This window comes from Streptomyces sp. NPDC091412 (assembly GCF_044756885.1).
GTDB lineage: Bacteria > Actinomycetota > Actinomycetes > Streptomycetales > Streptomycetaceae > Streptomyces.
Genome location: NZ_JBIVTV010000033.1, coordinates 1 through 12331, shown reverse-complemented (window position 1 = coordinate 12331; position 12331 = coordinate 1). Strand labels below are relative to the sequence as shown.

Annotated in this window: 13 protein-coding genes; 11 read left to right on the top strand and 2 right to left on the bottom strand. The window is 73.1% G+C overall.

The window, feature by feature from the left end; genetic code table 11:
• Window positions 1–40: 40 nt before the first annotated feature.
• The 10 genes from paaN to paaE all read left to right on the top strand — a co-directional run bounded on the left by paaN (window position 41) and on the right by paaE (window position 9372).
• Window positions 41–1753, top strand: a complete 1713-nt coding sequence (paaN, locus tag ACIQMV_RS37275; protein ID WP_402597523.1) for a phenylacetic acid degradation protein PaaN — start codon at window positions 41–43, stop codon at window positions 1751–1753.
• Window positions 1746–2969 (top strand): thiolase family protein, encoded by a 1224-nt coding sequence (locus ACIQMV_RS37270; protein ID WP_402597521.1) that lies wholly within the window; start codon window positions 1746–1748, stop codon window positions 2967–2969. The genes paaN and ACIQMV_RS37270 overlap by 8 nt, the downstream gene beginning before the upstream one ends.
• The gene (locus tag ACIQMV_RS37265) at window positions 2966–3721 is read left to right on the top strand and encodes an enoyl-CoA hydratase/isomerase family protein (RefSeq protein WP_141364794.1); all 756 of its coding nucleotides are present in this window, start codon (window positions 2966–2968) and stop codon (window positions 3719–3721) included. Before ACIQMV_RS37270 ends, ACIQMV_RS37265 begins: the two co-directional genes overlap by 4 nt.
• Window positions 3718–4578 (top strand): 3-hydroxyacyl-CoA dehydrogenase family protein, encoded by an 861-nt coding sequence (locus tag ACIQMV_RS37260; RefSeq protein ID WP_401778082.1) that lies wholly within the window; start codon window positions 3718–3720, stop codon window positions 4576–4578. Before ACIQMV_RS37265 ends, ACIQMV_RS37260 begins: the two co-directional genes overlap by 4 nt.
• The gene (locus ACIQMV_RS37255) at window positions 4569–5408 is read left to right on the top strand and encodes an enoyl-CoA hydratase/isomerase family protein (RefSeq protein ID WP_402597519.1); all 840 of its coding nucleotides are present in this window, start codon (window positions 4569–4571) and stop codon (window positions 5406–5408) included. The genes ACIQMV_RS37260 and ACIQMV_RS37255 overlap by 10 nt, the downstream gene beginning before the upstream one ends.
• 177 nt (window positions 5409–5585) lie before the next feature.
• On the top strand, window positions 5586–6575 hold the full coding sequence (gene paaA / locus ACIQMV_RS37250) for a 1,2-phenylacetyl-CoA epoxidase subunit PaaA (RefSeq protein WP_402597518.1): 990 nt from the start codon (window positions 5586–5588) through the stop codon (window positions 6573–6575).
• A complete protein-coding gene (gene paaB, locus ACIQMV_RS37245) occupies window positions 6572–6874 on the top strand; it encodes a 1,2-phenylacetyl-CoA epoxidase subunit PaaB (RefSeq protein WP_141364786.1) in 303 nt (100 codons plus the stop codon). The genes paaA and paaB overlap by 4 nt, the downstream gene beginning before the upstream one ends.
• Window positions 6875–6887: 13 nt before the next feature.
• Window positions 6888–7745: a 1,2-phenylacetyl-CoA epoxidase subunit PaaC gene (gene paaC / locus ACIQMV_RS37240; protein WP_402597517.1), complete on the top strand. Its 858-nt coding sequence runs from the start codon at window positions 6888–6890 to the stop codon at window positions 7743–7745.
• Complete coding sequence (gene paaD, locus ACIQMV_RS37235; RefSeq protein ID WP_141364782.1) at window positions 7739–8251, top strand: 1,2-phenylacetyl-CoA epoxidase subunit PaaD; 513 nt, start codon at window positions 7739–7741, stop codon at window positions 8249–8251. The genes paaC and paaD overlap by 7 nt, the downstream gene beginning before the upstream one ends.
• On the top strand, window positions 8251–9372 hold the full coding sequence (gene paaE, locus ACIQMV_RS37230; protein ID WP_402597516.1) for a 1,2-phenylacetyl-CoA epoxidase subunit PaaE: 1122 nt from the start codon (window positions 8251–8253) through the stop codon (window positions 9370–9372). The genes paaD and paaE overlap by 1 nt, the downstream gene beginning before the upstream one ends.
• Before the next feature lie 158 nt (window positions 9373–9530).
• On the opposite strand, the gene ACIQMV_RS37225 is transcribed toward paaE, so the two are convergent.
• Window positions 9531–10526: a helix-turn-helix domain-containing protein gene (locus tag ACIQMV_RS37225; protein ID WP_402597514.1), complete on the bottom strand. Its 996-nt coding sequence runs from the start codon at window positions 10524–10526 to the stop codon at window positions 9531–9533.
• Between the two features lie 296 nt (window positions 10527–10822).
• Here ACIQMV_RS37225 and ACIQMV_RS37220 point away from each other — a divergent pair, with 296 nt between their 5' ends.
• Entirely contained in the window at window positions 10823–11293 is a 471-nt protein-coding gene (locus tag ACIQMV_RS37220) for a peptidoglycan-binding domain-containing protein (RefSeq protein ID WP_402597512.1), read from the top strand.
• Window positions 11294–11383: 90 nt separating this feature from the next.
• Here the strand turns inward: ACIQMV_RS37220 and ACIQMV_RS37215 are convergent, their stop codons facing one another.
• A complete protein-coding gene (locus ACIQMV_RS37215) occupies window positions 11384–12067 on the bottom strand; it encodes an adenosylcobinamide amidohydrolase (protein ID WP_402597511.1) in 684 nt (227 codons plus the stop codon).
• Window positions 12068–12331: the final 264 nt, after the last annotated feature.

Here is a 12331-nt window from a genome sequence, read left to right as displayed (position 1 = left end):
GTAATCAAGCATCACCGCTGCCTGTCAAGAGGTGGACCGCATGCCCCACACCACTCCCGAGCCCGTCGACTTCTTCGCCCGCCACCGTGAGCTGCTGGAGGCGGCGGTCGCGGCCACCGAGAGCCGGGACCACTGGACTCCGTACCCGGAGTCGCCCAGCAAGTCGGTGTACGGCGAGGAGGCCCCGAAGCTCGGTGAGGCCGCTTTCCGGGACCAGTTGGGCAAGCCGTTCGCGCTGCCCGGGCACCCCGGGGAGGGGACCGTGCAGGCCGCCGAGACCTCCCCCTACGGCTTCGGCCTCGGCATCGGCTACCCCCGGGTCTCGCCCGAGGAGGCGGTGGCGGCCGCCAAGGCCGCCACGGGTCCCTGGCGCGACGCGGGCCCCGATGCACGCGCCGGTGTCGCCGCCGAGATCCTGGCCCGGCTGAACGCGGCCAGTTTCGAGAACGCGCACGCCGTGCAGCACACCACCGGACAGGCCTTCGTCATGGCGTTCCAGGCGGGCGGCCCGCACGCTCAGGACCGCGGCCTGGAAGCCGTCGCCTACGCCTGGGCGGAGCAGAAGCGGCACCCGCGCTCGGCGCGCTGGACCAAGCCCCAGCGCAAGGGCGGGGCGCTGATGATGGACAAGAAGTTCACGCCGATCGGACGCGGTGTCTCCCTGCTGATCGCCTGCAACACCTTCCCCACCTGGAACGGCTATCCGGGTCTGTTCGCCAGCCTGGTCACCGGCAACCCCGTGGTGATCAAGCCGCACCCGGGCGCCGTGCTGCCGCTGGCGCTCACCGTGCGCACCGCCCGCGAGGTCCTCGCCGAGGCCGGCTTCGACCCCAATCTCGTGATCCTCGCCGCCGAGGAGCCCGGCGAGCGCACCGCGGGCTTCCTCGCGCTCCACCCGGACGTCCGCATCATCGACTTCACCGGCTCCACGGAGTTCGGCGACTGGCTGGAGACCCACGCCCGCCAGGCCGCCGTGTACACCGAGAAGGCGGGCCTGAACACGGTCGTCCTGGACTCCACCGACGACTACCGCGGGCTGCTGCGCAATCTCGCCTTCTCGCTGTCCCTCTACAGCGGCCAGATGTGCACCACCCCGCAGAACCTGTTGATCCCCCGCGCCGGCATCGCCACCGACCAGGGCGTCAGGACCGCCGACGAGTTCGCCGCGGACCTGGGCGCCGCGCTGGACAAGCTGCTCGGCGACCCGGACCGGGCGGCCGGCACGCTCGGCGCCATCGTCAACGACGGCGTGCTCGACCGGCTGGAGAAGGCGGCGGCGGTGGGCACCACGGTGCACGCCTCGCGACCGGTGGAGCACCCCGAGCACCCGGAGGCCACCGTCCGCACGCCGCTGGTGGCGCGCCTGGACGCGGGGCCGGACGAGGAGACGTACACCCGCGAGTGGTTCGGGCCCGTCTCCTTCGTGATCGCCACCGACTCCACCGAGCACAGCCTGCGGATCTTCCGTGAGACGGTGCGCGCCCACGGCGCGCTGACCGCCGCCGTGCACTCCACGAGCGAAGAGGTCCTCGCCGCCGCCGAGTCGGCGGCCCTGGAGGCGGGAGTGCACCTGTCGGAGAACCTCACGGGCCAGGTCTTCGTCAACCAGTCCGCCGCGTTCAGCGACTTCCACGGCAGCGCCGCCAACCCCGCGGCCAGCGCCACCCTGTCCGACCCCGCGTTCGTCACCGGCCGCTTCGCGACGCTCCAGTCGCGCCGCCCCGTCGTCATCGAGGAGAGCACCCATGCCTGACGAGGTCTATCTGATCGACGGGGCCCGCACCCCGCAGGGGCGCTACGGCGGCGCCCTGGCCTCCGTACGCCCCGACGACCTGGCGGCGCTGGTGGTCGGTGAGGCCGTGCGCCGCGCCGCGATCCCGGCCGAGGCCGTGGACGAGGTGATCCTGGGCGCGGCCAACCAGGCCGGCGAGGACAACCGCGACGTGGCGCGCATGGCCGTCCTGCTCGCCGGGCTCCCGCACACCGTGCCCGGCTACACCGTCAACCGGCTGTGCGCCTCGGGCCTGACCGCGGTCGCCTCGGCGGCCCAGGCGATCCGGTCCGGCGAGGCCGACCTCGTCGTCGCGGGCGGCGTGGAGTCGATGACCCGCGCCCCGTGGGTGATGGAGAAGCCGGGCACCCCGTGGGCCAAGCCGGGCGAGGTGCACGACACGTCCCTGGGCTGGCGCTTCACCAACCCGCGCTTCGCCGCCGCCGACCGCGCGGTGCCCGCCGGGGCCGGTCCGGAGACGGTGAGGACGACCCTGTCGATGGGTGAGACGGCCGAGGAGGTCGCCGCCCTCGACGGCATCACCCGCGCCGACTCCGACGCCTTCGCGCTGCGCAGCCACCGGCGGGCCGTCGCCGCGCGGGAGGCAGGGCACTTCGACCGCGAGATCGTCCCGGTCCCGGTGAAGGACGGCCTGGTGGAGCGCGACGAGGGGCCGCGCCCGTCGACGACGCTGGAGAAGCTGGGCTCCCTGCGCACCATCTTCCGCAAGGACGGCATCGTCACCGCGGGCTCGGCCTCCCCCCTGTCCGACGGGGCCGCGGCCCTGGTCGTGGCGAGCGCGGCGGCCGTCGACCGGTACGGGCTCACCCCGCGCGCCCGTGTCGTCACCTCCGCCTCGGCCGGCGTGCAGCCCAACCTCATGGGCCTGGGCCCGGTTCCCGCCACGCAGAAGGCGCTGGGCCGGGCCGGCTGGCAGACCGCCGACCTGGACGCCGTCGAGCTCAACGAGGCCTTCGCCGCGCAGGCGCTGGCCGTCGTACGCCGGCTCAAGCTCGACGAGGACAAGGTCAACGCCGACGGCGGCGCCATCGCGCTCGGCCACCCGCTGGGCTGCTCGGGCGCCCGCATCCTGCTCACACTGCTCGGTCGCCTGGAGCGCGAGGACGCCCGCCGGGGCCTGGCGACGCTGTGCGTGGGCGTGGGACAGGGCGTGGCGATGCTGGTGGAGCGGGTATGAGCCGGGACGCGTACGAGACGCTGCTCGTCGAGGAGCGCGAGGACCGGGTCGTGGTGACCCTGCACCGCCCCGAGGCGCGCAACGCGATCAGCGGGCTCATGATCCGTGAACTGCACGCGGTGTGCGACCTGTTGGAGGACGATCCGAAGCTGCTGCTGCTCACCGGCCACGGCAACGTGTTCGCGGGCGGCGCGGACATCGCGGAGCTGCTGCGGCGGGGCCGGGACGAGGCGCTTCAGGGAATCAACAGCCGCCTGTTCGAGCGGGTGCGCAGGCTGCCCATGCCGACCGTGGCCGCCGTCGACGGCTGGGCGCTGGGCGGCGGGGCGGAGCTGTCCTACGCCTGCGACATCCGTATCGCGGGACCCGACGCCGTCTTCGGCAATCCGGAGCCGGGGCTCGGCATCCTGGCGGCGGCCGGGGCGTGCTGGCGGCTTCCGGAGCTGGTCGGCGAGTCGGTCGCCAAGCAGGTGCTGCTCGCCGGGCGGAACCTGGACGCCCGGGCGGCCCTGGCCGCGGGTCTGGTCATCGACGTCGTACCGGCGGAGAAGCTGCTGGACGAGGCGCACGCGCTGCTGGACCGCATGGCGCGGTCCTCGGCCACCGCACTGCGCCTGACCAAGCTCGTCGTGGACGCGCCCGGCGCGCACCCGGTCGCCGACGACCTGGCGCAGGCCGTGCTCTTCGAGGGCCAGGACAAGCAGGACCGCATGACGCGTTTTCTGGCGAGGAAGAACGGGAGCAAGGCATGAGCAGTCCGACCGTGCCCGCCGTCGTCGGTGTGATCGGCGGCGGCCGGATGGGGGCCGGCATCGCGCAGTCGTTCGCGGCCGCCGGCTCGTCGGTGACCGTCGTGGAGAGCGGCGCGCAGGCCGCGGCCGCCGCCGTGGACCGGATCGCCACCGGGCTGCGGCGGGCCGCCGAGCGCGGCCGCCTGGCCGAGCCCGCCGAGCAGGTGCTCGCCCGGGTCACGACCGCCGAGTCCGTGGACGGACTGGCTCCGGGCACCGGGCTGGTCGTCGAGGCCGTGCCCGAGAACGCGGCGCTGAAGGCCGGGCTGCTCGCCGCGGCCGAGGCGGCGGTGGACGACACGACCGTGCTGGCCACCAACACCAGCTCCCTGTCGGTCACCGAACTGGCCGCGGCCCTGAAGGTGCCGGGCCGCTTCCTGGGCATGCACTTCTTCAACCCCGTGCCCGCCTCCGAACTGATCGAGATCGTCGTGGCGCCGGAGACCTCGCCCGAGGTCGTACGGGCCGCCCTGGACTGGACCCGGGCACTGGGCAAGAAGGACGTCGTCGTCAAGGACTCCCCCGGCTTCGCCAGCAGCCGTCTCGGCCTGGCGCTCGGCCTGGAGGCGATCCGCATGGTCGAGGAGGGGGTGGCGGAGCCGGAGGCGATCGACGACGCGATGAGCCTCGGCTACAAGCACCCCATGGGCCCGCTGCGCCTGACCGACCTGGTAGGGCTCGACGTCCGCCTGGCCATCGCCGAGTACCTGCACGCCACGCTCGGGGAGCGGTTCGCCCCGCCGCAGCTGCTGCGCGACAAGGTCGCCCGGGGCGAACTGGGCCGCAAGTCGGGACAGGGGTTCTACACATGGCAGTGACCCCGCCCGAGGCGGCCTCGCCCGACGCGGCGGGGCAGGGGGTCGGCTACCGCGTCGAGGACGGCGTCGCGGTCGTCGAACTGCGCAGGCCCGCCGCGGGCAACGCGCTCGACGCGGCCCTGCGGTCCGGGCTGCTGGCCGCCGTCCGCCGGGTGGCAGGCGACGGGGGCGGCGAGCCGGTCCGCGCGGTGCTGCTGACCGCCCAGGGCCGGAACTTCTGCGTCGGACAGGACCTCAAGGAGCACGCCGAGGCCCTGGAGCGCGACGCGGCATCGGCGTTCGCCGTGGTGCGCGCCGAGTACAACCCGCTGGTGGAAGCGCTGCACGCGCTGCCTCAGCCGGTGGTCGTGGCGGTGGAGGGCGCGTGCGTCGGGGCCGGACTGGGTCTCGCGCTGTGCGCCGACGTGCGGGTGGCGTCGGACGGCGCGCGTTTCTCGACCGCGTTCACCGGGATCGGACTGGCCGCGGACAGCGGTCTGAGCCTGTCGCTGGCCCAGGCGGTCGGCCCGTCGCGCGCCGCCGCCCTCATGCTGCTCGGCGACCGCTTCGACGCCGGGGACGCACAGCTGTGGGGACTGGTGCACCAGGTCGTGCCCGACGGGCAGGCGGCGGCCGAGGGGCTGGCGCTGGCCCGGCGGCTGGCGGCGGGGCCCACCGCCGCGTACGGCGAGGTCAAGGCGCTGCTGCGGTACGCGGCGGCCGGGGCGGGGCTGAGCGCGGTACTGGAGCGTGAGGCCGCGGCCCAGGAGCGCCTCGGCGCCACCGACGACCACCGCGGCGCCGTGCGGTCCTTCCTCGCCAAGGAGAGGCCCTCCTTCGAGGGCCGCTGAGCGGAAGGCCGCTGAGCAGAAGGCCGCCGGAGCGAGGGCCGCCGCACGCGGTGGCGGCCCTCGCACCGTCCGGCGGCCGTGTGCGGTCGGGGCGATCCCGGATTCAGGGGTTGCCGGGGCCGGGAAAATTCGACAGACTATTACCCGAACGAATGGTCGGTAGGGAAGCTGGTATCGATGACCACGTCACACGGCGCAGTGTCGAGCGGCGACAGCGCGGAGCAGCGGCTCCAGGAGCAGTTCGACGCGACGATCGCGAAGGACCAGCGGATCGAGCCCCGGGACTGGATGCCCGAGGGCTACCGCAAGACGCTGATCCGGCAGATCGCGCAGCACGCCCACTCGGAGATCATCGGGATGCAGCCCGAGGGCGAATGGATCACCAGGGCCCCCTCGCTGCGCCGCAAGGCCATCCTCCTCGCGAAGGTCCAGGACGAGGCCGGGCACGGCCTGTACCTGTACTCGGCGGCCGAGACCCTGGGCGCCGACCGCGCCGACCTCACCGACCGCCTCATCGAGGGCCGGCAGAAGTACTCGTCGATCTTCAACTACCCGACGCCGACCTTCGCGGACGTCGGCGTGATCGGCTGGTTCGTCGACGGCGCGGCGATCTGCAACCAGGTGCCGCTGTGCCGCAGTTCGTACGGCCCCTACGCCCGCTCCATGGTGCGGATCTGCAAGGAGGAGTCGTTCCACCAGCGGCAGGGCTACGAGCTGCTGATGACGATGATGCGCGGCACCGACGCCCAGCGCGAGATGGTGCAGGACGCGGTGGACCGCTGGTGGTGGCCGTCCCTGATGATGTTCGGCCCGCCCGACGGCGACTCCCCCAACTCCGCCGCCTCGATGGCCTGGAAGATCAAGCGGCACAGCAACGACGAACTGCGCCGGCGCTTCGTCGACATGACCGTCCCGCAGGCCGCCAAGCTGGGCGTCACCCTGCCCGACCCCGAACTGCGCTGGAACGAGGAGCGCGGTCGCCACGACTTCGGCACCCCCGACTGGTCCGAGCTCAAGCGCGTGATCAGCGGCGACGGGCCGTGCAACGAGGAACGTGTGGCACGGCGGAAGGCCGCGCACGAGGACGGTGCCTGGGTGCGTGAGGCGGCGTCCGCCCACGCGGCCAAGCGGGCCGCCCGGAACAACGAGGAAGGAACGGCGGCATGAGCAACACCGAGGGGACGAAGGACAGCTGGCCGCTGTACGAGGTGTTCGTCCGCGGCAAGCGCGGCCTGAACCACGTGCACGTCGGCTCGCTGCACGCGGCCGACGACACCATGGCGCTCAGCCACGCCCGCGACCTGTACACCCGGCGCAACGAGGGCGTGAGCATCTGGGTGGTGCGCTCGGAGCACATAGCCGCCTCCACCCGCGACGAGAAGGACCCCTTCTTCGCGCCCAGCGCCGACAAGGTCTACCGGCACCCCACCTTCTACGACATCCCCGACGATGTCCCGCACATCTAGGAGCAGGACGGACATGAGCGACGACCACGTCTACCTGTCCCTGGCCGAGGACCACGGGGAGTCGGACGCCCGCTGGGCCTTCGGCACCGGTTTCGAGGACCCGCTGCACGGCGTCGACACCACCGTGCCGGACACGGTCGAGCCCGCCGAGCTGGCCGCGTACTGCCTCGCCCTCGGCGACGACGCCCTGGTCGGCGCGCAGCGCCTGGCCGAGTGGTGCACCCGGGCCCCGGAGCTGGAGGAGGAGGTCGCCCTGGCCAACATCGGCCTCGACCTGCTCGGCCAGGCACGGCTGCTGTACGCACGCGCCGGCCAGGTCGACGGCACCGGCCGGGACGAGGACGCCTACGCCTACTTCCGGGACGCGGCGGACTTCCGCAACGTCCGGCTCGCCGAACTCCCCAACGGGGACTTCGCGTTCTCCGTCACCCGGTTGCTGGTCCTGTCCTGCTGGCGCCTGGCCGTCTTCCAGCGGCTCGCCGCCACCACGCAGGACCCGGTCCTGAGGGCGATCGCCGCCAAGGGCGTCAACGAACTCGCCTACCACCGGCAGTTCGCGGCGGACTGGGTGGTGCGCCTGGGCGACGGCACGGAGGAGTCCCACCGGCGGATGCGGGCGGCGCTGGCCGCCGTGGCCCCGTACACGGCCGAACTCTTCGTGCCGCGACCGGGCTTCGGCGTCGACCCGGCGGACGTGCGGGAGGAGACGACGGCCGTGCTCGGGCAGGTCCTCGACGCCGCCGGTCTGGAGTCGCCCGAGGCCGAGGCGCTGCCCGGTCAGGGCCGGGAAGGCGACCACAGCGAGCATCTGGCCCCGCTGCTGGAGGAGTTGCAGAGCGTGGCCCGCGCGCACCCGGAGGCGACATGGTGACCGCACTGGACGAGCGGCGTGCGCGGCACGTGGCCGAGCAGGTCCCGGACCCGGAGCTGCCCATGCTCACCCTGGCCGACCTCGGCGTGCTGCGCGCCGTCGAGCTGCGGCCGGACGGCACGGTGGTCGCCGGGCTGACCCCCACCTACTCCGGCTGTCCCGCGATGGCGGAGATGCGCGCCGACGTGGCGGCGCGGCTGCGTGCGGCCGGTTTCGCGCGGGTGGAGATCCGCACCGTCCTCGACCCGCCGTGGACGACGGACTGGATCACCGCCGAGGGCCGGCGCAAGCTCACCGAGGCGGGCATCGCGCCTCCCGGCAGCGCGCCCCGGCGCTCCGGCGGCCCCGTGCCGCTGGAGCTGTCCGCCATCCGGCGGGCGGTGGCGTGCCCCCGCTGCGGGTCGTCGGACACCGAGGAGACGTCCCGCTTCGCCGCCACCTCCTGCAAGGCACTGTGGCGCTGCCGCAGCTGTCTTGAGCCGTTCGAGTACGTCAAGGAGATCTGATGGCCCCGACCACCACGACGGCGGAGACCGACGCGTCCGCCGCCCCCGCGCGGCGGCGCCGCCGTCCGGCCTTCCACCCGCTGCGGGTCGCCGCGGTGCAGCCGCTGTGCGCGGACGCGGTCGCCGTCAGCTTCGACGTGCCCGAGGAGCTGGCGCAGGAGTTCGCCTACCGGCCCGGCCAGTCGCTCACGCTGCGCCGCGAGGTCGACGGGCGCGACGAGCGCCGGTCGTACTCCATCTGCTCCCCCGTCGGCGCCCGACCCCGCATCGGCGTGCGCGTGGTGCCCGGCGGCCTGTTCTCCTCCTGGCTGGTGGAGGAGGTCCGCCCCGGCGACACCATCGAGGTGATGGCCCCCACCGGCGCCTTCACTCCCGACCTCGCCGAACCGGGCCACCACGTCCTGATCGCCGCCGGCTCCGGCATCACCCCGATGATGTCCATCGCCGAGTCCGTGCTGGCCGCCGACTCCCGCTCCCGGGTCACCCTCTTCTACGGCAACCGCCGTACCGACACGGTGATGTTCGCCGACGAGCTCGCCGACCTGAAGGACCTCTACCCCACCCGCTTCCAGCTCGGGCACGTCCTGTCCCGCGAACCGCGCGAGGCCGAACTCCTCTCGGGGCGCCTGGACGCCGAGCGCCTGGCCGCGCTCATCGACGGGCTCGTCGACGTGAAGAGCGCGGACCACTGGTGGCTGTGCGGTCCGCACGGCATGGTCCGCGACGCGCAGAAGCTGCTCGGGGACCTCGGCGTCCCGGCGGACCGCGTCCACCAGGAACTGTTCTTCGCCGACGACGAGCCGATCCGCGCGGTCCGCCATGAGGACGCCACGGGCGACGGCCCGGTCAGCCAGGTCACCATCACGCTCGACGGCCGCTCCACCACGTCCCCGCTCTCCCGCGAGACGACGATCCTGGACGGGGCGACGCGCGTACGCCCGGACATGCCCTTCGCCTGCAAGGGCGGCGTGTGCGGCACCTGCCGCGCGCTGGTCACCGACGGCGAGGCCGACATGCGCCGCAACTACGCGCTGGAGCCCTCCGAGGTCGACGCCGGCTACGTCCTGACCTGCCAGACGTTCCCCGTGTCCGACTCCCTGACCGTCGACTTCGACAGCTGAGGCACACCTGCCCGGGCCGGTCCGACCCGGGCGTTGGCGGTCGCCGCCTTCGTGGGCAGGACACTGCTCGGCGTCGTCCTCAAGGACGACCCGGGCCGGCAGCTCACTGACCGGCGCCGGCCGACCCCCGCACCCCCGAGGGTCGGCCCCACGTGGTTTCATTCGGGCTGAAGTTGGAGCGCACGGTTCGTGTGCAGGCTGATGGCGCGGTACTCGCTGGGGGTCATGCCGAAGGCCGCGCGGAAGGCACGGGTGAAGTCGGACGGCCGCGGATATCCCCAGCGCAGGGCGATGGCGGCGATGGGAACGCCGCTCATGCCGGGATCGGCGAGTTCGCATCGGCAGCGGGCAAGGCGCTGCTGCCTGAGGAAGTCGAGCACGGTGGTGCCCTGTTGCTGGAAGATCCGGTGCAGGTAGCGCGTCGATATGAAGTGTGCCGACGCTACGACGCGGGGGTTCAGGTCGGGGTCGTGCAGACGGGCCGTGATGAACGCGCCGGCCTGTTCGAACAGGGTCCGCCGCCGTGACTCGGGGGGAAGCAGTGCCTCCCGCCCGGCTTGGTGGGCGAGCTGAGCCGCCGCCAGTTCTACGGCCGTGTTCCCCAACCGGACGCCGACGGCGGGGGCGAGGTCCGCGTGCGTGTCGACCAGACCGGTCAGGAACTGGCTCAGGAGCCGTCCGGCGCCCACCCGCCCGGACAGCAGCGTGCCGCACAGGGGAGCCACGGTCGTCTCGGGCAGCGGCAGCAGACTCCTGGGGAACTGCAGCAGGATGGACTGTGCTCCGCACAGACCCGATTCCGCGAAGGCGCGGAACGGCCGTGAGCTGTCGTAGACGACGAGGTCGCCGGGGCCGGCGGTGGCGTGCCGCCCGGCCTGTTCGATCCGCTGCCGTCCGCGGGTGACCAGGGCGATCTGGTACTGCTCGGGGTCCGACTGCCGGATGAGCCGGGGCGTGCGCTGCGACGACAGCGCCGCGTACGACACCACCGCCAGCTGTACCGGTCCGAGCGTCATGGTCTGGATGCTGCCTCTGCCGTCGGTACCGGCGAAGCGTGTGTGGGTCCTCACCAGGGCCAGCCCTGTCGTCTCCACCCAGGCCGCCAATCGTTCGGCGGGCGGGAGATGGGCAGTGTCCAGCACTGTGGTCAGCATGAATGTCCCCCCGTGTGTGCCGCTTGCAGGTTGCGAATGAGGCAGAGGTGGCTGAGCGACTCGAGCCTGGCCGCGGTGCATACGAGTGTCACCCGGACACAGGGGCACGGAAAAGTGCGCTCTGCGCCAAGCGGAGTGCGCTGTCGGCTCATGAACGGCCCGGACGCCGATGGCACGCTGAAGCGGCACGAACGGCATCGATGACGCACCGTTCCCGGAGCTGCGAGTCACCCGGTCGACGGCCCAGGCGTCAGCGGTGGCGGTTTCCGTCTCATCACCTCAAGGGGGAGAAACGAATGCGCAGGAAAGTCCTGGCAAGGTCGCTCGTCGGTGTCACCGCACTCGTCGGCTTGGCCGCCGGCAGCCTGGCGGGGGCGAGCGCCGGCTTCGCGGCATCCGACTCGGCCCCGAAGCACGCGGCGACCGCCCAGGCCGTCAGGCCGCTCGCGGTGGTCAACCTCGGCCTGAGCACCAGTCAGGCCAAGGGCGTCCAGCGCTGGCTCAAGGCGGAATGGGGGTACACCGGCTCGATCGACGGGGAGCTGGGTACCGAGAGCTGGAAGGCCTTCCAGCGCCACCTCAAGGCGTACCACGGCTACACCGGCCCGATCGACGGGGTCGTCGGAAGCGGCACGGTCTCGGCGTTGCAGCGCTTCCTGAAGAACAACGGCTGGGGCTACGGCGGCGCGATCGACGGACAGGCCGGTCCGGCGACCCAGGCGGCGTTCAAGAACTTCGCCAACTGGTGCGTGGCCACGTACAAGTAGGGGCCTTCCCCGGAACACCGGATTGTCGGCTCGGCGTGCCGCTGAGTGACGTCACCGTGCTTGCCCGGGGACGGCGGCACGCCGGGCTCCTCACTCCCCAGGAACAGGCGTGGCCGCGCGCACCGCCTGGTGAACGGCGCGCGCCAGGCGGGCGCCCCACAGCGAGCGCGGTCCGGCGAAGGCGTGGAGCTCGTCGCCGGCGCCCGGAGTGCGGGCGGCTATGCACACGGCGTCGGTGGGAGTGCCGGAGCAGTCGTAGCCCGCCTCCAGCAGCGCCTGGACCTTGGCCTCGGTCGCGGTGATCACGGCATTGACCAGTGCGGCGTCCGACAGCGCGACCGGGAGCGCGGCGACGACGTTGATCGTGCCCGGCGCCTGCGGGCCGGACGTGACCGGTTCCGGGGCAGCGGCCCATCCGTGCACCCGGACGCCCGCGGTGGCCACAGCGGTGGCGCCGTCGTCGACCCCGCGGCCGTAGGCCGCGACGTCGGCGGCGGTCATCAGGCCCACCCCCGTCCCGTGCAGTCCGGCCGCGTCGGCCAGGTCGGCGAGGTGGCGTTCGGGATCGGTACGCCGATAGCCGTGGGCCACCTGCGCGTTGAGCACCCAGCCGCGCTCTCCGACGCCGCCGCCGAGCACGGCGTTGCTGATCATCCGCCATCCCGGGCCCGCCGACCACAGCAGCGCGGGCAGCCGTGTCCCGTCCTCGGTACGGGTCAGCCATCGCGGATCCAGCAGAGCGGCAGCCGTGGACGGCGCGACGACGGATGTCACGGGTGTGGGGCTCCTTGCTGACAGAACGGGCCCGCTGATGGTACGTGGAGCCGTCCGAAGCAGGCGGGCCGGCCTCCGGCCGCTTCCACGCCCTCGTCTCCGCGGCGGCGGCAAGGTCCGAGCCGGACACGGTGGAGGGCGGTGGGGAGCGAGCGCGGGTTCGGCAGGCCGGCTAGTGCTGTGACCGGAAAGGTTCACCGGCTCGCGACGCCCGGCACGGCACTCCCCCAGCCTTCGGCCGGGGGTACCCCCACGCCGCGTTGT